This is a genomic window from Prevotella phocaeensis (assembly GCF_900065875.1).
In the GTDB taxonomy this organism is placed as follows: domain Bacteria; phylum Bacteroidota; class Bacteroidia; order Bacteroidales; family Bacteroidaceae; genus Prevotella; species Prevotella phocaeensis.
Genome location: NZ_LT160625.1, coordinates 328,499 through 348,389, shown reverse-complemented (window position 1 = coordinate 348,389; position 19,891 = coordinate 328,499). Strand labels below are relative to the sequence as shown.

At 37.3% G+C, this 19,891-nt stretch carries 21 protein-coding genes; 16 read left to right on the top strand and 5 right to left on the bottom strand.

Going from position 1 to position 19,891, the window contains the following annotated elements; genetic code table 11:
* The first annotated feature begins 284 nt into the window (after positions 1-284).
* Positions 285-1,094, top strand: a complete 810-nt coding sequence (locus tag BN3912_RS08140; protein ID WP_023983080.1) for a tRNA threonylcarbamoyladenosine dehydratase — start codon at positions 285-287, stop codon at positions 1,092-1,094.
* 60 nt (positions 1,095-1,154) lie between these two features.
* Here BN3912_RS08140 and BN3912_RS08135 read toward each other — a convergent pair whose 3' ends face one another.
* Genes BN3912_RS08135 through rfbC form a run of 3 tightly spaced genes read right to left on the bottom strand, consistent with a single transcriptional unit; the run spans position 1,155 to position 3,868 of the window.
* Entirely contained in the window at positions 1,155-1,967 is an 813-nt protein-coding gene (locus BN3912_RS08135; protein ID WP_023983079.1) for a DUF4738 domain-containing protein, read from the bottom strand.
* A 27-nt stretch (positions 1,968-1,994) separates the two neighbouring features.
* On the bottom strand, positions 1,995-3,308 hold the full coding sequence (locus tag BN3912_RS08130; RefSeq protein WP_023983078.1) for a UDP-glucose dehydrogenase family protein: 1,314 nt from the start codon (positions 3,306-3,308) through the stop codon (positions 1,995-1,997).
* A gap of 11 nt (positions 3,309-3,319) precedes the next feature.
* Positions 3,320-3,868: a dTDP-4-dehydrorhamnose 3,5-epimerase gene (gene rfbC, locus BN3912_RS08125; RefSeq protein WP_023983077.1), complete on the bottom strand. Its 549-nt coding sequence runs from the start codon at positions 3,866-3,868 to the stop codon at positions 3,320-3,322.
* A 142-nt stretch (positions 3,869-4,010) separates the two neighbouring features.
* Between rfbC and BN3912_RS08120 the strand changes: the two genes are divergently transcribed.
* From BN3912_RS08120 to kdsB, 15 genes are all read left to right on the top strand, one after another.
* The gene (locus tag BN3912_RS08120; protein ID WP_023983076.1) at positions 4,011-5,084 is read left to right on the top strand and encodes an HU domain-containing protein; all 1,074 of its coding nucleotides are present in this window, start codon (positions 4,011-4,013) and stop codon (positions 5,082-5,084) included.
* Between the two features lie 36 nt (positions 5,085-5,120).
* The gene (locus tag BN3912_RS08115) at positions 5,121-5,645 is read left to right on the top strand and encodes an FHA domain-containing protein (RefSeq protein WP_023983075.1); all 525 of its coding nucleotides are present in this window, start codon (positions 5,121-5,123) and stop codon (positions 5,643-5,645) included.
* A 156-nt stretch (positions 5,646-5,801) separates the two neighbouring features.
* The gene (gene purU / locus BN3912_RS08110) at positions 5,802-6,665 is read left to right on the top strand and encodes a formyltetrahydrofolate deformylase (protein ID WP_023983074.1); all 864 of its coding nucleotides are present in this window, start codon (positions 5,802-5,804) and stop codon (positions 6,663-6,665) included.
* Positions 6,665-7,255, top strand: coding sequence for an imidazole glycerol phosphate synthase subunit HisH (gene hisH, locus BN3912_RS08105; RefSeq protein WP_023983073.1), 591 nt, complete (start codon positions 6,665-6,667; stop codon positions 7,253-7,255). Before purU ends, hisH begins: the two co-directional genes overlap by 1 nt.
* Positions 7,252-7,968 carry a 1-(5-phosphoribosyl)-5-[(5-phosphoribosylamino)methylideneamino]imidazole-4-carboxamide isomerase gene (hisA, locus tag BN3912_RS08100; RefSeq protein WP_023983072.1) on the top strand — a complete coding sequence of 239 codons (717 nt, stop codon included), beginning with the start codon at positions 7,252-7,254 and terminating at the stop codon, positions 7,966-7,968. The genes hisH and hisA overlap by 4 nt, the downstream gene beginning before the upstream one ends.
* The gene (gene hisF / locus BN3912_RS08095; protein WP_023983071.1) at positions 7,961-8,725 is read left to right on the top strand and encodes an imidazole glycerol phosphate synthase subunit HisF; all 765 of its coding nucleotides are present in this window, start codon (positions 7,961-7,963) and stop codon (positions 8,723-8,725) included. The genes hisA and hisF overlap by 8 nt, the downstream gene beginning before the upstream one ends.
* A gap of 8 nt (positions 8,726-8,733) precedes the next feature.
* Positions 8,734-9,348, top strand: coding sequence for a bifunctional phosphoribosyl-AMP cyclohydrolase/phosphoribosyl-ATP diphosphatase HisIE (gene hisIE / locus BN3912_RS08090; RefSeq protein ID WP_023983070.1), 615 nt, complete (start codon positions 8,734-8,736; stop codon positions 9,346-9,348).
* A gap of 6 nt (positions 9,349-9,354) precedes the next feature.
* On the top strand, positions 9,355-10,083 hold the full coding sequence (locus BN3912_RS08085) for a cell division ATP-binding protein FtsE (protein WP_023983069.1): 729 nt from the start codon (positions 9,355-9,357) through the stop codon (positions 10,081-10,083).
* A 20-nt stretch (positions 10,084-10,103) separates the two neighbouring features.
* A complete protein-coding gene (locus BN3912_RS08080) occupies positions 10,104-11,423 on the top strand; it encodes an aspartate kinase (RefSeq protein WP_023983068.1) in 1,320 nt (439 codons plus the stop codon).
* Between the two features lie 3 nt (positions 11,424-11,426).
* Positions 11,427-12,584 (top strand): diaminopimelate decarboxylase, encoded by a 1,158-nt coding sequence (gene lysA / locus BN3912_RS08075; RefSeq protein ID WP_023983067.1) that lies wholly within the window; start codon positions 11,427-11,429, stop codon positions 12,582-12,584.
* Complete coding sequence (locus BN3912_RS08070; RefSeq protein WP_023983066.1) at positions 12,581-13,735, top strand: glycosyltransferase family protein; 1,155 nt, start codon at positions 12,581-12,583, stop codon at positions 13,733-13,735. The genes lysA and BN3912_RS08070 overlap by 4 nt, the downstream gene beginning before the upstream one ends.
* Positions 13,732-14,574 carry a glycosyltransferase family protein gene (locus tag BN3912_RS08065; RefSeq protein ID WP_023983065.1) on the top strand — a complete coding sequence of 281 codons (843 nt, stop codon included), beginning with the start codon at positions 13,732-13,734 and terminating at the stop codon, positions 14,572-14,574. Before BN3912_RS08070 ends, BN3912_RS08065 begins: the two co-directional genes overlap by 4 nt.
* A 454-nt stretch (positions 14,575-15,028) precedes the next feature.
* Positions 15,029-15,901, top strand: a complete 873-nt coding sequence (locus BN3912_RS08060; protein WP_004370470.1) for a sigma-70 family RNA polymerase sigma factor — start codon at positions 15,029-15,031, stop codon at positions 15,899-15,901.
* 28 nt (positions 15,902-15,929) lie between these two features.
* Positions 15,930-16,646, top strand: a complete 717-nt coding sequence (locus BN3912_RS08055) for a sigma-70 family RNA polymerase sigma factor (protein WP_023983064.1) — start codon at positions 15,930-15,932, stop codon at positions 16,644-16,646.
* Positions 16,647-16,660: 14 nt separating this feature from the next.
* The gene (gene kdsB / locus BN3912_RS08050) at positions 16,661-17,404 is read left to right on the top strand and encodes a 3-deoxy-manno-octulosonate cytidylyltransferase (protein WP_023983063.1); all 744 of its coding nucleotides are present in this window, start codon (positions 16,661-16,663) and stop codon (positions 17,402-17,404) included.
* On the opposite strand, the gene tilS is transcribed toward kdsB, so the two are convergent.
* A complete protein-coding gene (gene tilS, locus BN3912_RS08045; protein WP_023983062.1) occupies positions 17,367-18,701 on the bottom strand; it encodes a tRNA lysidine(34) synthetase TilS in 1,335 nt (444 codons plus the stop codon). The genes kdsB and tilS overlap by 38 nt on opposite strands.
* Positions 18,694-19,872, bottom strand: coding sequence for a class I SAM-dependent rRNA methyltransferase (locus BN3912_RS08040; protein ID WP_023983061.1), 1,179 nt, complete (start codon positions 19,870-19,872; stop codon positions 18,694-18,696). Before BN3912_RS08040 ends, tilS begins: the two co-directional genes overlap by 8 nt.
* Between the last annotated feature and the right edge of the window lie 19 nt (positions 19,873-19,891).

Here is a 19,891-nt window from a genome sequence, read left to right as displayed (position 1 = left end):
TCATATACTCACGATGAAATGGACGTTTATATATAATAAGAAAGACAGGGGTAACATATATTGCATATAAACAATACTTATATGGTATTTATATATAGTATATAATTAATATATATATACTATCTATCTGTACAACAATAATTTATAGGATAATTTAAAACGACGTTTTTCTGTTTAAACAATAAGAGAACAATGTGAACAGACAAATGAAAAATATATGAAAAAGATACCAAATAAATGTATTTCTTTTTGTAATTTTGCAACCAAAATCTGGAATATTAAGAATGCAAAATCAATTTTCGAGAACCCAATTGCTGATTGGCAAGGCAGCTTTAGATACTTTAAAAGAATCGAGAGTTGCCGTATTCGGCATAGGAGGCGTAGGTGGATATGTCGCTGAGGTATTGGCAAGAAGTGGTATCGGTGAAATGGACATTTTTGATAATGACTATGTATGCACAACCAATATAAACAGACAGATATATGCACTTTTGTCCACTGTTGGCAGATTGAAAGTAGACATTGCTGAAGAACGTATTCATGATATAAATCCAGAATGTGTTGTACATAAATTTCAAATGTTTTATCTACCGTCGAATGCCGATGAGATCGACCTTTCTGTCTATAATTATGTGATAGATTGCGTTGATACGGTTTCGGCTAAACTCGAATTGATTAAAAGGTGTTATGCTTTGCAAATACCACTCATTTCCTGTATGGGAGCAGCTAATAAAATGGACGCTACGGCTTTTAGGGTAACTGATATTAATAAAACTCAGATGGATCCGTTGGCAAAGATTATCCGTAAAAAACTAAGAAAACTGCACATACCCCATTTGAAAGTAGTTTATAGTGCAGAAGAACCGATTGCTCCAATAAACATCACTCCAAATGCTTGTCGTCTCCATGATGTTTATTCAGATAAGAATATGCACGAATTTGTGGGGCGCAGAACTATTCCTGCCAGCAATGCTTTCGTCCCTGCAGCTGCCGGAATTATTGTTGGAGGCGAGGTAATAAAAGACCTTATTCGTGATGCCGGAACTATGCGTTCTACTTTGGAGAAAGAAGATAAGAGGAAAAGAAGTCTGTAAGATGAAAGTTGTTTAAATACTTTAATGGAGACGAACGGCTCGTTTCATCTCCATTTATTTTTATTCTTTATTTATTTGCATTCTCATTTTTCCATCGAATGAAACGATAATCTCCACGATATAGCTCAAGTATGAATCAGGAATGCATAAGTTAGCAATAAAATGCAATCCTCGCTTATCGCCCCTACTGAAAGGAATATCGCTAAGTATACTTTGTCTCAAAAATTGTTGAGGTACATATTTCGTGAAGTCATTCTTATAGAAATCTTTAGAAAAAACTTTAGATGTTCCTTGAAAAATACTGATATGTACGATGTTATCATAATATACATTATCCACTTCTACCCCATCGTCATTGTAAACGGTTTTGAGAACTTTATAGGTCGTAGGGTTTACCTGAACATAACAATGATAACGTTTATCACCTTGGATCACCACAGTATCACGCTTAATCAATCGATTTTGATTCAACGCCATTTGCCTACGATGTTCAAATTGGTGTATGTCGTTCGGATCATTACTTTTAATCAGCTTCACCACATCCCCATTCTGATTTTTGAATTCGAAGAGATGAGGCGTCTGCTTTACAATAGCATATTTCATCACATTTGCTCCATGGAGCACAAGCGTATCGCTAACAATTTGAAAATACACCGGCTGACTTGTCGTATCTGGGTAGAAAATGGTATCTCCCTTAGCCCTAAATCTCACATCATTTTCCTCTTCATCTCCCCATATGCCCTGTAACATATGCTTGGCATTATGATCTTCCCGAACACTTCCATCCGTGTTCTTACCATTTTTATCGTTACAACTTTGTAACAAAAAAAGCGGTAAACAACAAATAAACACCCTTTTAAAACTCTCCATCATATAAAAAACACAAGCTATAGAAAAAAATTAACGTCCGATACAATGATATTCAAAATTGAAATGTTCTAATTCTTCTTTATCAAAAATATTACGACCGTCTATAATAAATTTGTTATTCATAAGCTTGGCAATAACCTCCCAATTGGGAAGTCTGAATTCTTTCCACTCTGTAAGCAATAAAAGAGCATCGGCATTGAGTACGACTTCGTACATGTCTTTGCTATAAGTAACTACATTTCCGAGCCTTCTTCTGCACTCATCCATAGCAACCGGATCATATACACGTACCCTGCATCCGGCATCAAGTAACATGTTGATAACGACTAAGGCGGTAGCTTCCCGCATATCGTCCGTTTCCGGTTTAAAAGATAGCCCCCAAATAGCAATGGTTTTCCCTTTTAATGCTCCATTGAGAGCTTTATTGAGTTTATGGAATACAACTTCTTTCTGCCTTTGGTTTACCAATTCTACCGCTTTCAATACACTCATAGAATAGCCATGATCATCGGCTGTTTTTATCAATGCCTTTACATCTTTTGGGAAACAAGAACCTCCATACCCACAACCGGCATAGAGAAATTTACGCCCAATACGCTCGTCGCTTCCTATTCCCGCGCGTACCATATTTATATCAGCGCCCACAAGTTCACACAAATTAGCTATATCATTCATGAATGATATACGAGTGGCAAGCATAGAATTAGCCGCATATTTTGTCATCTCCGCGCTTGGAATATCCATAAATATAACGCGAAAATTATTGATTAGAAATGGTTTGTATAAACGAGACAAAAGGTTCTTAGCATTTTCGCTTTCTGTTCCCACAACAACTCTTGCTGGGCTCATGAAATCTTTAACGGCATTTCCTTCTTTCAAAAACTCGGGGTTACTTGCCACATCAAACTCTACTTTTACCCCGCGAAGATCAAGTTCATGCTGGATGGTTTGCTTGATTTTACTCGATGTTCCTACCGGCACCGTACTCTTTGTAACAACAACAAGATATTTATTCAAGTGTTGTCCAATAGTTTTAGCTACTTGCAACACGTAACTGAGATCTGCACTACCATCCTCGTCTGGTGGGGTTCCTACAGCAGAAAACAAAATATCCTGCTCATTTAACACCTTCTCCAGCGAAGTTGTGAATTTCAGTCGGCCGGCTTTGATATTCTTTAGAACGAGCTCATCAAGACCGGGTTCGTATATTGTAATCTCTCCTCGTCTTAATTTCTCTACCTTGTTCGAATCTATGTCTACACAGGTAACGTTAACTCCCGTATCGGCAAAGCATGCGCCAGAGACCAGCCCAACATATCCGGTGCCCACAATTGCAATATTCATAGAATTATTTTTTAATCGAATACTTCTGCATTTTTCAAAAGTGGTGCGGCTAAATCTTTTTGACTTGTTATAATTTTAGCAGGATCAATAGGCCACTTTATATTCAGTTCAGGATCATTCCAACATATATTAGCTTCATGCTGGGGTGCATAGCCGTTATCCACTTTATAGGTGAAAATAGCCTCATTGCTCAATACTAAGAACCCATGAGCAAAGCCACGTGGTATAAAGAATTGCTTTTTGTTGTCATCGCTTAACTCTACCATTATATATTTACCGAAAGTAGGAGAACTTCGGCGTATATCCACAGCTACATCAAGAACCTTTCCTTTGATAACTCTTACTAATTTAGCTTGAGAATATATACCCCTTTGATAATGTAATCCTCGTAAGACACCAAAAGTTGATTTGGATTCATTATCTTGTATGAAATGTATTTCTCCGATATGCTTATTGAACTCAGATTGCTTCCACACTTCAAAGAAGTATCCACGAGTATCGTTGAAAATTTCAGGCTCTATTATCCATACGCCTTGAATTTCTGTCTCTTTATAGTTCATCAGTAACTTTCTTGTTATTATATCGGACAAAGATAATATAAAAACATAAATTGACAAAAAATATAAATGTTTTTAATCAATATCCGATACTTTTTCTTTTATTTAGTTGCAAAGTTCAAGAAAAAAGAATAATTTTGCGCATGTGATAGAATTAGAAAGACATATAGAAATACTTCTTTTAAGTAACGACTGTGTTATTGTTCCGGAATTCGGCGGTTTCGTGACTCACCATATCGAGGCATATTATGACGAATCCGATACTATGTTTTTTCCACCTATCCGTACAATAGGTTTCAATCCTCAATTAAAGCTTAACGACTCATTATTAGTACAATCATACATTGAAGCTTACGACATTAGCTATCCTGATGCCATCAAGAGAATAGAAGAAGACGTTGCAGAATTAAAACAATGTATCGAAATTAATGGACAATACATTATGAACAACGTTGGTGTACTTGGAATTAATGAGCATGGAAAGTACTATTTCGAAGCATGCAATGCCGGTATTCTTACACCGGCCCTTTATGGCTTAAGTTCTATTGAGTTCTTGCCGCTTGAACACATAAAGTCGACGGCACAAATAGATGCTCTCCATAATCTTGTCATAGATACCGAAAATGTTCAAACTGTTGAAGAGAAAAGAACAACAACTCTTGAAACAGAGCAAATATATAATTGCCAGAACAAAGAAACCGAACCCTCACATCACGGCTATGTTAAAATAAGTATTTTGCGAAATGTTGCAGCTGTGTTTATTGCTACTATTATCTTTTTCTTATTTTCTTCACCTTTAGGCAATCAATCTACATTGACAACATCAGGAACACAGATTAATACAGACCTACTCTACCGAATTTTACCTAAAGATTACACAACAGTTCCAGTATTAACTAAAATCAATTTGGGTAATGAAACAGTAGAAAGAAAGACCACAGATAAAAAATCCATTGCTACAGACACGCGGAGAATAACAAAAAGTACTTACCATACGATCGTAATAGCAAGCCACGTCACTCTTAAAAATGCGAGAGAATATGCGGATAGATTGCATAAGCGTGGTTTCAATGATGTTCGGGTATATACGAATAAGCATAGAACAAAAGTTGTTTTGGGAAAATATGATAGCGAAATGAAAGCCAGAACGATTTTAAATAAATTAAACGATAATTCTGAGTTTGCGGATTGTTGGTTGACTACAATTACAGAAAATTAACCCTCTTCGCAAGTTTGTCAAATAGAGAATTCCATTTTGAAAAGAGTCAGATGTCCTAAATGTGACAATTATATCACATTTGATGAAACCAAATACCAATCCGGACAGTCTTTAATATTCGAGTGTCCACAATGTGGTAAAGAGTTTGGAATACGTATTGGTATATCCAAACTGAGAGATCTACAAAAAAATGACAAACCAGAAGAATATCAACTTTCAAATAATTACGGAGAAATTGTTGTTATTGAAAATATTTTCCATTACAAACAAATACTTCCTTTAAAATTTGGTGACAATGTTATAGGAAGATACATGAAAGGTAGTGGAATTAACTGTCCTATAGAAACAAATGATCCGAGTATAGATATGACACATTGCATAATTAATGTGAGTAAAGACAAACATGGCAAGTTAAAATATATCTTACGCGACGGACCGAGCTATACAGGTACGTTTGTTGGCAATGAGATACTCAACGAGCGTGAACAACGTGTTATAGAAAATGACGCTCTTTTTACCATTGGAGCCACAAGTATCATTCTCCATACAAAGAAAGAATAAGTTATAATAGGAAGTATTAACTAAAAGACTATCATAGTTTTAAGATTTCTCTTTCTGAAATTATTGTTCATGTTATTTTACCTTTCATTTCCTTTTAATCTGAAAGAAAATTACTATCTTTGCACAGAACAATAACGATTAATATATACAAAAAAGATGAAATCAACGGCCATATTGCTTCTTCACTGTCCGGATGAATCAGGAATTATATCGGAAATTACAAAATTCATTACTGATAATAAAGGCAATATCGTCTATCTCGACCAATACGTAGATCATGAAGACGAAAGATTTTTCATGCGTATAGAATGGGAACTTGCAGACTTTCAAATTCCACGTGGTAAAATCAATGAATATATAGAAACGTTATATGCACAACGCTACCGAATGACATTTAGTTTATATTTCAATGATGAAAGGCCGCGTATGGCTATATTCGTAAGCAAGAAAAGTCATTGCCTTTATGATCTGCTTGCACGGTATAAGGCCGGCGAATGGAATGTAGATATTCCTTGTATAGTCAGTAACCATGAAAATTTGAGAGAGGTTGCAGAGCAATTCGGAATTCCATATTATGTGTGGTCTGTTAATAAAGATCACTCCAATAGAGAAGAGGTAGAAAAGGCAGAAATGGAACTTCTAAAAAGAGAAAAGGTTACATTTGTGGTCTTGGCCCGATATATGCAGATTATTACTGATGATATGATTAAGGTCTATCCTCATCATATTATCAATATACATCACTCATTCCTACCGGCTTTCGTTGGTTCACGCCCCTACCATCAGGCATGGGAACGAGGGGTGAAAATCATAGGTGCGACCAGTCATTATGTAACAGCGGAATTAGATGCAGGTCCAATCATCGAGCAAGATGTTGTTAGAATATCACACAAAGACACACCTGAGAGTCTTATATTAAAAGGACGTGATCTTGAAAAGATCGTTCTATCACGGGCTGTTACCAAACATATAGAACGTAAAATTCTTACTTATCATAATAAAACGATTATCTTCAGTTGATGAAAATAGCAATCATAAAATATAATGCTGGAAATATTTATTCCGTGGTCAATGCTCTACACAGGTTGGGAGCAGAACCGATGATAACGGATAAGGCTGAAGAGCTTATGAGGGCAGACCGCATATTGTTTCCCGGACAAGGAGAAGCACGCTCTACCATGTCGTTTTTGAAAGAGCATGGCTTAGACAATGTAATACGAGAATTGAAACAACCTGTCCTTGGTATATGTATTGGACAGCAGCTTCTTTGCAGGTATTCCGAAGAATATAATACAGATTGTATCGGTATCTTTCCTGTAAATGTGAAAAGGTTTTGCCCGCAAAAACATGAAGAAAAAGTACCCGCAATGGGATGGAATGCTCTCTACGACATGCGTACGTCTTTGTTTAATGGACTTCTGGAGGAAGAATATGTGTATTTTATACATAGTTACTATGTACCTCTCTGTGAATATACAATTGCAACAACTGATTATATTCAGCCATATAGTGCAGCTCTTCATAAAGATAATTTCTACGCCACACAGTTTCATCCGGAAAAAAGTGGGGATGTTGGAGAAAAAATACTTAAAAATTTTTTGGAGTTATGATAGAGCTTATACCTGCAATAGATTTGATTGGTGGAAAATGCGTGCGTCTTACAAAAGGAGATTACTCCCATAAAACCGTATATAACGATGATCCTGTGGCGGCTGCCATAGCCTTTGAAAAGATGGGATTTAAACGTTTGCATGTCGTAGATTTAGATGGCGCCAAGTCCGATCATATCGTCAATATCAACGTTTTGAAAGATATTACTTCTTATACCGGATTAACAATTGATTTTGGGGGAGGTATCAAAAGTGAAGAAGATATAGAATTGGCATTTGCCAATGGAAGTGCAATGGTTACAGTAGGCAGCATTGCCGTGACAGAAAAAGAGAAATTCTGTAGTTGGCTGATGAAATTTGGGGCTGATCGTATTATCCTTAGTGCCGATGTGAGAGGAAGAAATATCTCTATTAACGGATGGAAAGATAATTCGGGTGTAGAGTTGATGTCATTCCTCGACTACTATATTTCTCATGGAGTAAATAATATTTTATGTACTGATATAAGTAAAGACGGCACACTGCAAGGACCATCTACCGACTTATATAAAGAAGTGATTGAAAGATTTCCCCACATTTATCTGATTGCAAGTGGAGGCGTTTCTTCAAACGATGATATATATGAACTGGACAATATCGGTATCCCTGCTGTCGTAGTTGGAAAAGCACTTTACGAAGGAAGGATCAATATAGAGGAGACCGCCCATGGGTAGAGGTATTGCAAAGCGGATTATCCCTTGTCTCGATGTAAAAGACGGTGAAACGGTGAAGGGTACCAACTTTATCAACTTGAGAAAGGCTGGTGATCCCGTAGAACTTGGAAAAGCATACAGTGCATCTGGAGCTGACGAACTTGTATTTCTTGATATTACAGCAAGTATAGAAGACAGAAAGACATTTAAAGGAATTGTGACGAAGATTGCAAAAGAAATCAATATCCCCTTTACTGTTGGCGGAGGTATCAACTCCTTTAAAGATGTGGAGGAGCTCCTTTATGCCGGAGCAGACAAGATCAGTATAAATTCTGCAGCAATCATAACACCACATTTAATTAACGAAATTGCTGGGAAATTCGGCTCGCAAGTTTGCGTATGTGCTATTGACGCCCGCTTTGAAAATGAAAAATGGTATTGTTACACAAAAGGAGGACGTGAGCGAACCAATCGTGAATTGTCGGAATGGGCAAAGGAAGTTGAAGATAGAGGTGCCGGTGAAATATTATTCACCAGCATGAGTCATGATGGCGTAAGGGAAGGCTATGCGAACCAAGCACTAGCTATGCTTGCCGATAAGCTCTCAATACCCATCATTGCAAGCGGCGGTGCAGGAAAATTGGAACATTTTAAAGATGCATTCATATTGGGAAAAGCTGACGCAGTTTTAGCTGCTGGGGTATTCCATTTTGGAGAAATTAAAATACCAAATCTTAAGAAATATCTTTCAGAAAATGGGGTTAATGTAAGATTATAGAAGGAAATATGAAAATAGATTTTAGGAAATCGGGAGGTCTTGTGCCGGCAATTATTCAAGATGCCACATCAAAGAAAGTGTTGATGCTTGGATACATGAACAAAGACGCTTACGATATAACTGTCGAAACAAAGAAAGTTACGTTTTGGAGCCGAAGCCGTCATTGTTTATGGACAAAGGGGGAGACATCGGGAAATTATTTAAATCTTATTAGTATACAGACAGATTGTGATAACGACGCATTGCTTATCAAAGTACATCCTACAGGTCCAATATGTCACAAGGGGACAGACACCTGTTGGGGTGAAGTAAATGAATGCAACCCTCTTCTCTTTCTTACAGAACTCCAAGATTTCATAGAGAAGCGTTATCAAGAAATGCCAGAAGATAGTTATACTACTTCTTTATTTAAAGAAGGAATGAACCGTATGGCCCAGAAAGTCGGAGAAGAGGCTTTGGAAACTGTCATCGAAGCAACAAATGGAACTTGTGAACGATTAATTTACGAGGCTTCGGATATGTTTTATCACTTAATAGTGTTGCTGACAAGTAAAGGTTTACGAATTGAAGACATAGCAAAAGAATTACAAACTCGTCATATTCAAACGTGGCATAAACACTAAAATATCATGTTAATCGATTATCGGAAAATAAATGTTTATCAAGGAGAGTCCCTGATTTTACAGGATATAAATTTCCATGTAGATGAAGGTGAATTCGTATATATTATCGGAAAAGTGGGATCGGGAAAGAGTTCTTTACTTGAAACAATATATTGTGAATTGGATATTGATGCTACAGAAGACAGCACCGTGGAGGTCTTAGGACATGATTTGAAAAGAATTAAGTATAAGAATATCCCTGCATTGAGAAGAGAAATGGGAATTATATTCCAAGATTTTCAACTCCTTTACGACCGATCCGTGTATAAAAATCTGCAATTTGTCTTAAGAGCGACACAGTGGAAAGACAAGAATAAAATAAACGATAGAATAGAGGAAGTTTTGAAAGAAGTCGGGATGTCTAATAAAAAAGATAAAATGCCATACGAATTGTCCGGAGGAGAGCAGCAACGTATAGCAATAGCTCGAGCGTTATTGAATCATCCTCAAATGATTATTGCCGATGAGCCTACGGGTAATTTAGATCCAGACACAGCATATAATATTATAAGTTTACTTAAAAAAATCAGCCAAACAGGAACTGCTGTCATTATGTCTACTCATAATATTCCCATGCTCGATAAATTTCCCGGAGTAGTTTATCAATGTGTCAACAAACATATTATCGAAGTTACAAAAGAATATAATAGAATAAACATCGAGAGCGAAAACGATACAACAAAGAACAATAATTAAGTTTTAAATATTACGAACTTATGAAAGTTATGAAATTTGGTGGTACTTCCGTTGGAACACCACAGCGCATAAAAAATATAGCTTCATTGATAACAAAATCGGAAGAATCAACTTTTGTAGTACTCTCTGCCATGTCGGGAACCACAAATGCTCTTATTGAAATCTCCGATTACCTATATAAGAAAAATCCTGATGGTGCAAATGAAATTATCAATCATCTTGAAAATAAATATTTCAACCATATCAATGAACTGTATTCGACAAGTGAATATAAGGAGAAAATGCATAATTTTTTAGTTGATGAGTTTAATTATCTCCGCTCATTTGGCAAAGGTATATTCACTTCCTTTGAAGAAAAAAGTATTGTTGCGCAAGGTGAAATTATCAGTACGAACTTGCTTGTTAATTACCTTCAAGAAATTGGTATTAAGGCTTTGTTACTTAATGCGTTAGATTTTATGAAAATAGATAAAAATGCGGAGCCTGATCCCGTTTATATCAAAGATAAACTATCGGTATTAATGAATGCCAATGAGGGCTACCAGATTTATATCACACAGGGTTTTATCTGTCGTAATGCATATGGTGAAATAGATAATCTTCAACGTGGTGGCTCGGATTATACGGCATCGTTGATTGGCGCAGCACTATCATCAGAAGAGATCGTTATATGGACAGATATTGATGGTATGCATAATAATGATCCTCGGATCGTAGATAAGACGGAGGCTGTTAAACAACTTAATTTCGAAGAAGCTGCAGAATTAGCTTATTTCGGTGCAAAGATTCTTCATCCTACATGCGTACAGCCTGCAAAGTATGCAGGCATTCCTGTAAGGCTGAAAAACACAATGGAGCCTGATGCAGAAGGCACTATTATCGATAATAAAATAGTTAAAGGAAAAATTAAAGCGGTTGCAGCTAAAGATAATATTACAGCTATAAAAATAAAGTCTTCACGTATGCTTTTGGCAACAGGCTTTTTGCGTAAAGTTTTCGAGATATTCGAAAGCTATCAGACACCTATCGATATGATTGCAACAAGCGAAGTCGGCGTATCGATGAGTATCGACAATCCTACTCACATCAATGATATTGTAAACGAATTGAAGAAATACGGTACGGTTACTGTCGATGAAAACATGTGCATCGTGTGCGTAGTTGGAGATCTCGAATGGAGTAATGTCGGTTTTGAAACGCTTGCCTTAGATGCTATGAAGAATATTCCAGTACGAATGGTATCTTATGGAGGTTCGAATTATAATATCTCATTCTTAATTAAAGAAGAAGACAAAAAACAAGCGTTACAAAATCTTAGTAATGTTCTATTTAATAAATAAGGCATGAAAGGAGTTTTTTCTCTTACTAAATTTCATAGTATTAAAACGCCTTTTTATTACTATGATACAGATATTTTACGCGAAACTTTGAACGTAATTCATAAGGAAGTCGATAAATACGAGAACTATAAAGTTCATTATGCTATCAAAGCAAATGCCAATCCGAAAATTCTCAATATTATTTGTCAGTCTGGTTTTGGCGCAGATTGTGTAAGCGGTGGTGAGATTAATGCAGCAATATCCACCGGTTTTCCTACGTCGAAGATTGTTTATGCAGGGGTAGGAAAAAGCGATTGGGAAATAAATCTCGGATTGGATAAAGATATATTTTGCTTCAATGTAGAAAGTTTAGAAGAACTTGAGGTTATTAACGAATTAGCCGAAAAAAAAGACAAAACGGCAAAGATTGCCCTTAGAATCAATCCCGATGTAGGTGCTCATACTCATGTCAATATCAAAACAGGACTTGCAGAGAATAAGTTCGGTATTTCTATAATCGATATAGAAAATGTGATAACCCAAGCCACTTCAATGAAAAATATAAAGATTATCGGCTTACATTTCCACATCGGCTCACAAATACTCGACATGGGAGATTTCATAGCTTTATGTAATCGTATCAATGATTTGCAAGAACATCTCGAACGAAACCGTTTTCTTGTGAAACATATTAATGTAGGAGGAGGATTAGGAATAAATTACGAGCATCCCAATAGAGAACCTATTCCCGACTTTCATTCATATTTCAATGCATATCATCGCCATTTAAAATTGCGAGACGGTCAAATCCTTCATTTCGAGTTAGGACGGTCTGTAGTTGGTCAATGCGGTAGTTTAATCACTCGTGTTTTATATGTGAAGCAAGGAACTCACAAACAATTCGTGATTGTAGATGCAGGTATGACAGATTTAATAAGACCGGCATTATATCAAGCGTATCATAAAATTGAAAATATATCGAGTGACGAGAAGTTACAAACCTACGATGTAGTCGGCCCCATTTGCGAGTCGAGCGATGTTTTTGCTAAATCCATCGATCTCAACACTACCCATCGAGGCGATTTAATTGCCATCCGTTCTGCAGGTGCCTACGGAGAAATTATGGCAAGTCAATATAATTGTAGGAAATTACCTAAAGGATATATAACAGAAGAAATATGATTTTCAGCGAAATAACGCTTGTTGTCTGTGGCTTGCTCTTTTTATTTGCAGGACTTACTCCCCTATTAAATCCCTTTTTCAGAAAAATCGATTTTGGTAATAAAACCACTCCCCAAGGAAAAGAACCAATAGCGGCACCTCCTCCTCTTTCGGTGATTATAACCGTGCATGGCAATGCTGATGATTTATCAAAACACTTACCGCTTTTCCTATCTCAAGACTATCCTGCAGACTTTCAAGTCATTATCGTCATGGAAAAGGGAGATGTAGAAACAGAAAATGTTATAAAAAGGTTTGCCGATAATACTCATTTATATGTTACTTTCATACCTGCAGGCTCCCGATATATGAGTCGTAAAAAATTAGCTGTTACCGTAGGTGTTAAAGCATCGAAGTATGAATGGAACATACTGACAGATGCTTTCTGCTCTCCACAGTCAGACAAATGGCTATATAGTATGGCTGAGAACTTCACGTCTTCAACCAATTTGGTGATCGGTTATAGCAATTATTCTTCCGATAGCAATGCTTTTCAACGGTTCGAACGGCTTCACACATCGTATTACCTTATGCGGCAGGCGTTAAAAGGAACTGCCTATCGCACCAACGGAACCAATCTTGCCTTCAAAAAGAGTGAGTTTATATCCGGTGGCGGTTATCGCGGAAATCTGCATGCGATACGTGGAGAATACGATTTTCTTGTAAACAAATTTGCACATAAGAGGCAAACTGCTATAGAATTACGACCGCAATCATGGATAAAAGATACCTCTCCTACTCATGAAGCATGGATAAATAAACATCTTTTTTATTTAAACTCGCGTAAATTCCTTCGGCGTTCTCGTAGAATTCGGGCCTTATTCAATATTGATATGTCGGCCATGCTTGTCAATTATATGTTTATTGTTGTTGCAATCGTGTATTCACTGATACAAGAAGATTGGATTATCTGCAGCGTAGCCGGACTATCATTACTTATTACTTTCATCCTCCGTATCCATATAGCTGGTAAAGCCTTATCGAGGTTCGGCGAAAAGATATCTCCTTTCAAAATTATTCCTTTTGAATTCGGCATTATAGTGTATAATATCGCCCATCTGCTAAAATACAAGAAAGCCGACAAGTACGATTTTACAACGCACAAGCTATGAATGTAATTCTCTATGTATCTAAAAAAATCGACTCTATAGAATATTTTCATCAGTTTATCGCCCAAATTACTCATAGCATGGGCGATAATGTGAAAGTTGACATCCATCATCGTTCTGTAGACCTTTCGAAACAGCACACAACCATTCTACATATTTTCAGTACATGGAGTGATACTTGTGCCAAACTGATCAAGCAAGCCTATAAATTGCAGATACCGATTGTTTATTCTCCTTTAGGTAGCTTCCAACCTTGGACGTTGCATCAGAGGAATATTCGTAATCAACTCTGGCAATCATCATTTCAGAAGAGCACCCTTCAACGGGTTTCTGTCTTGCATGCATTCAGTGCAATTGAATTCGAAACATTGAAAGCAACAGGTTGGAACGGCAAGATCGTATTGATTAAGAACCCTATAATTACAAATGATATTAGTGCCGCCGATGCATCACAGCAAATATATGATCTGTATACCGATACTATACAAGAACACGACCGTCTTATTCGCCAACAAATAGACCAAAGAATGAAAGAAATAAGCGGAGCAGAAACGAATATCATCCGTATTTGCACATTGCTGCTCTATGCAGAATATCAATTCCGCAGAGGGGAAATATTACAAGAAACACTTGCCGAAATTGCAGGCCTGATGACCTCTCTACCCTACAATGAGAGCCGTATGGTAGAGGTATTACAAGAACTTGGCATAAAAGAATTTACTGCACGAATAGAGAATATAGCGGAAGAATACTCACTATTGACAGAAGGTTTCATGCCTATAAATAAATTAAACGACAAGACAACTAAGCAAATAAGGAGCAGAATATCAAAAGGCGAATAAAGATAGTAAGCGCCCATCAACGGAAAGAAATAATAGGATTAAAACGTCTTTTTTATATCTATCAGTCATACATGTATAAAATATCAGCAATAGACATAACTTTTAGCAAACTTAAATAGAATGTCTATAGAAAGTTTTTGTTGCCGACACTTCATTTCGTAATTCGAAATAGTAAAAATAAGCGAAAATATCAAAGCATATGATGCAAAAAAATGTAATTCGTGCGAAAGTAATTAGGTTATTAGAAAATAAATGAATAATTTTGCAGTTCAATTAGTAAAGTGAGGCTAACAATAACATGAACATGCTCTATAATTCGAAGTACTGACTACATGCAAGCTATGTAGTAAGAGTATTTCGGCGAACAGATTGCTAAATGTTTTTAGATAAGGGGAAGTATATTACAAAAAGTACACCTACCTTTGCCAAGTATGAGTAAAAAGAGGAAACAAGAATGAGACAATTAAAAATCCAGCGAAGCATAACAAACCGTTCGAGTGAGTCGCTTGACAAATATTTATTGGAGATAGGACGTCTACCAATGGTAAGCATTGACGAGGAGACTGAACTGGCGCAATTGATACGGAAAGGAGGAAAAGAAGGCGAACGTGCTAAAGAAAAGCTTATTAATGCTAATCTTCGATTTGTAGTCTCTGTGGCCAAACAATATCAACATCAGGGGCTCTCTTTAACAGATTTAATCGATGAGGGTAATATTGGCTTGGTAAAAGCTGCTGAAAAATTCGACGAAACACGAGGTTTTAAATTCATTTCTTATGCTGTTTGGTGGATCAGACAGTCCATTTTACAGGCCATTGCCGAACAAAGTCGCATTGTAAGACTACCTCTTAATCAAGTTGGAGCACTAAGTAAAATCAATAGCGAAGTTGCCAAATTCGAACAGGAGCACCAGCGACGCCCGTCAACCCAAGAACTTGCAAGCCTTACGAATATAGACGAGAATAAAATCAGCCAAACCATGCGCGCCGATAATCATCACATGAGCATTGATGCGCCATTCAGTGATGATGACGAAAATAGCATGGCAGACGTTTTAGCTTCTGGGGACGACTCGAGAGCAGATCGTATCGTAGACCGCGAATCAATGAATAGTGATCTTGATGATGCTATGGCCAATGCACTGAAACCGCGCGAAGTAGCTATCTTAAAAGAGAGCTTCGGCATCGGATGTACCGAGAAAGGGCTCGAGGAGATAGGAGAAGAATTCGGCCTTACACGTGAACGTGTGAGACAAATTCGGGAAAAGAGTATACAGAAGTTACGCGAAAGTGGTTACGCACGCATCTTGGTGAAATACTTAGGATAAGAACTTTAACGGCATAAAGTTAGGATATATGAAACAGACGGGAAAATCTTCTATGAAACTTTATCTTGACGAAATCGGCGGCGAAAGCTTTCTGACAAGTCTGGAAGAAATGAAACTTGCAGAGAAAATTCAGAATGGCGACGAGGCTGCTTTGGAAAGACTGACCAAAGCAAATCTAAAATTTGTTGTCTTCATTGCCAAGCAATATCAACATCAAGGTGTCGATATGGAAGACCTCGTGAGCGAGGGTAATATCGGTTTGCTTTATGCCGCAAAAAAATATACGCCTTCCAAAGAGAAGCGCTTTGCTCCGTTTGCAGCTCCTTTTATTAGGAAACAAATAGAACAGTTATTGCTCCGTCAAGGCGCAGACTCGCAAAGCCGGCTTTCTGCGCCACTAAACTCAGAAAGTAGAAAGGTTGTTTCGGTAGAAGCACCTATACCTGCCGGAAGTCGTAATTCATTCAATTTGCTGCATGTTCTGAAAGACACAAATGCGCTGATGGCTGATGAGCATATTAATGACGAGTCGTTCAAGGCAGAGTTGGAACGACTTATGAGGAGAGTGTTAGACCAAAGACAACAACAAGTGATAAGCCTTTTCTTCGGTATTGGGTGCGAGAAACACACGCTCATGGAAATAGGCGACTTTATGAACTTGAAGAGAGAACGAGTACGTCAAATACGTGATAAAGCTCTGCAGAAAATACGCAAGATAGCCAAGACTTCCGGCATAGACAAATAGAAATTACAACTACGATGAAATTTATTGGGATTATTCCTGCGAGATACTCCTCTACGCGCTTTCCGGGTAAGCCGCTTGCTTTACTTGGAAACAAACCGATAATTCAACATGTATACGAGAGAGCTGTATCAGCACTTGAAAATGCTTATGTTGCAACCGATGATGAACGAATATACGATTGTGTAGCATCATTCGGGGGAAAGGTTGTGATGACACGCAAAGATCACCAAAGTGGTACTGACAGAATAGCTGAAGCGATAGGAAAAATAGGGGGAAAATGGGATGTTGTTGTGAATATACAGGGTGATGAACCGTTTGTCAGAAAGACGCAGATTGAAGTGTTGTGTCATTGCTTTGATGATCCGACTACCCAAATAGCCACACTTGGCAAATATTTTAGCACGATGAAAGAAGTGGAAAACATTAACTCACCCAAAATCGTACTTGATAATAATGGCTATGCTATGTATTTTTCGCGGTCTATCATACCTTTTATCAGAGGAATTGATGCTGGAGAATGGTTAACTTCCTACCCCTTTCTCAAACATTTGGGAATATATGCATACAAAAAAGAGGTACTTGACGAGATTACCAAACTTCCCCAATCGACACTTGAAAAGGCTGAAAGTTTAGAACAATTAAGATGGTTGCAAAACGGATACAAGATAAAAGTGGGTATAACCGATATAGAAACTGTAGGAATAGATACTCCTGATGACCTCAAGAGAGCATCTCTATTTTTAAAACAGATGTTGTAGAATGTGTCACACGAAAGCGATTATCAGGTCGCTCGTTTACTAACCAAACGACACGTTCAGAAGCATCTTCTACAACAAGCTGCCTTTGCTTTTCAAATAAGGAATGTTTTTTATCTGTCATAAAGTCGCTGATTAATTTAGATCCATTCATTCCCAATGGGACGAAACGGTCCCCTGTTGCAGTCTTTCGTATCGTTAAAGGAAAAGTAACAATAGCTGCATCAAGGCATACACAGTCTGGCTTTCTGCTTAATTCAAACTCTTTATCGACCGTTATCAATGAGATTTTAAAACTCAGATACTCCGTATAGATATAGGTACCACACTCTGGAATAACTAATTTTTTGGAATGCAACGATCTTTGATTAGGGATATTTCTGTCAAGAAGGAGTCTTCCGCGATCTATTAATAGCTGATATTCTTTTGATATCCATCTCTTTCCTGAAGTTGATTTAAGGCTATGATAGGCCTGTTCTACTTGGATAGATGTAAAACCGCAACCTCTTAAAAGGTACCATAATTCATATTCGGTATGGATGTTTATAATATCGAAAGACTTATAGCTGCCCTTATTCTGCCATACAATTTTATCTTTTAGTAGATCATCTAACATTTTAACCGCCTCCCCCACATACTGTGCTGTTTTTGCAATATTGGTATATACGGCAGGATTGATATTCTGCATGACCGGTAAAATATCCAAACGAATTTTATTACGCTGCACATTGTCTATTAAATTGCTGCTATCTACCACGAACTCTTGATGTAGCTGCTTAAGATATTCCAAAATATCAAGACGGCTGACACAAAGTAGCGGTCGCAAAACATTTCCATTACGGGCGGCGATACCACACAATCCATGAATACCGGTTCCTCGGATGAGGTTGATCAATACGGTTTCCACACTATCGTCACGGTGATGTGCAACGCATACACCTTGTGCTCCAATATCGTGAATTAATTGGTTAAAATAATGATAGCGCAGTTCACGTGCAGCCATTTCGATACTTATTTTGTGAAGTTCTGCATAGGCCTTCGTATCAAAATGGCTGCGATGTAATCGTATATTTTCACGTTTACACAACGATATACAAAATTCTTCGTCGCGTTGTGACTCTTCTCCCCGAAGGTGAAAATTACAATGTGCAGCATCGATTACATATCCCAATCTCTTGAGTGTGAGCAACAGGGCTACACTGTCAGCGCCGCCCGACAATGCAACTACATACTTGGAATCTTTTGATAGAAGAGATTCTGATGTAATATAGGCAGATACAATCTGTGTAAAACTATTCAACGTATAGAACTAATCCTTTTAAATATTCTCCTTCTGGATGATAAATGTTAATCGGATGATCGGCTGGTTGATGCAACTGGTATAAAATACGTACATTCCTACCGGCTTGTGCTGCTGCAGTAAAGACAGCATTGCGGAAGTTATCTTTGGTAACAACCTGAGAACAACTGAAAGTAAAAAGAATACCACCATGCCTAATTTTTTCAAATCCTTTCACATTTAGCCGAATATATCCTTTTAAGGCATTGTGCAATGCTGCACGATGTTTTGCAAATGCAGGAGGATCCAAAATGATGAGATCGTACTTGTCATTATTACGATCAAGATATTTAAATGCATCTTCACAAAAAGCCTTATGCCGGTCATCATTTGGGAAATTCAGACTTATATTTTTATTGGTCAGCTCAATAGCCTTTGCACTACTATCAACAGAGTGAACTAATTTAGCCCCACCCCGCATAGCATACACAGAGAAACCACCGGTATAACAAAACATATTAAGTACAGATCGCCCTTTAGCAAATTTCTCCAATAAAGAACGGTTATCGCGTTGGTCTACAAAGAACCCAGTTTTTTGTCCTTTTAACCAGTCTACTTGAAAATTTAATCCATTCTCAATAGCAATATTCTTTTCGTCTCCTCCCACTAAAAAAACGTTTTCTTGTCCAAGAGCAGCCTTATGTGGTAAAGTGGTATCGCTTTTGTAGTATACATTAAAAATAATATCCTTCATTACCATCATCAATACATTACAAATGGTATGACGGGAAATATGCATGCCCACACTATGTGCTTGCATGACGGCAGTATGTCCATAACAGTCGATTATCAGACCGGGTAGATTATCTCCTTCACCATGAATGAGACGATAAGCATTATTGCTTTCTCTTACAACTCCTATAGCTAATCTAAGTTCAAATGCTGTCTGTATCCTTGTTTTCCAGAATTTATCGTCTATTTTACAATCTTCAAAAGATAAAATACGAACTGTTATCGTCCCGATTTGATAGTGTCCTACAGCTAAAAAGTCTCCGTACAAAGTCAACACACGAACAATCTCTCCTTCTTCGAGTTGGTCGTCGACATGATCGATTGCCCCAGAAAATATCCATGGATGAAAACGTCTTATCGATTCTTCTTTTCCCTTTTTCAAGTAGACAGATTTATACATGAGATTAATACTTATTGAA

What these genes read in the sequence shown, in the direction of transcription:
- hisH (WP_023983073.1), top strand. Translation starts at nt 6,665, where the DNA reads ATGAAAATAGCAATCATAAAATATAATGCTGGAAATATTTATTCCGTG.
- hisF (WP_023983071.1), top strand. Translation starts at nt 7,961, where the DNA reads ATGGGTAGAGGTATTGCAAAGCGGATTATCCCTTGTCTCGATGTAAAA.
- BN3912_RS08130 (WP_023983078.1), bottom strand. Translation starts at nt 3,308, where the DNA reads ATGAATATTGCAATTGTGGGCACCGGATATGTTGGGCTGGTCTCTGGC.
- BN3912_RS08070 (WP_023983066.1), top strand. Translation starts at nt 12,581, where the DNA reads ATGATTTTCAGCGAAATAACGCTTGTTGTCTGTGGCTTGCTCTTTTTA.
- purU (WP_023983074.1), top strand. Translation starts at nt 5,802, where the DNA reads ATGAAATCAACGGCCATATTGCTTCTTCACTGTCCGGATGAATCAGGA.
- BN3912_RS08085 (WP_023983069.1), top strand. Translation starts at nt 9,355, where the DNA reads ATGTTAATCGATTATCGGAAAATAAATGTTTATCAAGGAGAGTCCCTG.
- rfbC (WP_023983077.1), bottom strand. Translation starts at nt 3,868, where the DNA reads ATGAACTATAAAGAGACAGAAATTCAAGGCGTATGGATAATAGAGCCT.
- kdsB (WP_023983063.1), top strand. Translation starts at nt 16,661, where the DNA reads ATGAAATTTATTGGGATTATTCCTGCGAGATACTCCTCTACGCGCTTT.
- BN3912_RS08080 (WP_023983068.1), top strand. Translation starts at nt 10,104, where the DNA reads ATGAAAGTTATGAAATTTGGTGGTACTTCCGTTGGAACACCACAGCGC.
- BN3912_RS08040 (WP_023983061.1), bottom strand. Translation starts at nt 19,872, where the DNA reads ATGTATAAATCTGTCTACTTGAAAAAGGGAAAAGAAGAATCGATAAGA.
- BN3912_RS08140 (WP_023983080.1), top strand. Translation starts at nt 285, where the DNA reads ATGCAAAATCAATTTTCGAGAACCCAATTGCTGATTGGCAAGGCAGCT.
- lysA (WP_023983067.1), top strand. Translation starts at nt 11,427, where the DNA reads ATGAAAGGAGTTTTTTCTCTTACTAAATTTCATAGTATTAAAACGCCT.
- hisIE (WP_023983070.1), top strand. Translation starts at nt 8,734, where the DNA reads ATGAAAATAGATTTTAGGAAATCGGGAGGTCTTGTGCCGGCAATTATT.
- BN3912_RS08135 (WP_023983079.1), bottom strand. Translation starts at nt 1,967, where the DNA reads ATGATGGAGAGTTTTAAAAGGGTGTTTATTTGTTGTTTACCGCTTTTT.
- BN3912_RS08055 (WP_023983064.1), top strand. Translation starts at nt 15,930, where the DNA reads ATGAAACAGACGGGAAAATCTTCTATGAAACTTTATCTTGACGAAATC.
- hisA (WP_023983072.1), top strand. Translation starts at nt 7,252, where the DNA reads ATGATAGAGCTTATACCTGCAATAGATTTGATTGGTGGAAAATGCGTG.
- BN3912_RS08065 (WP_023983065.1), top strand. Translation starts at nt 13,732, where the DNA reads ATGAATGTAATTCTCTATGTATCTAAAAAAATCGACTCTATAGAATAT.
- BN3912_RS08060 (WP_004370470.1), top strand. Translation starts at nt 15,029, where the DNA reads ATGAGACAATTAAAAATCCAGCGAAGCATAACAAACCGTTCGAGTGAG.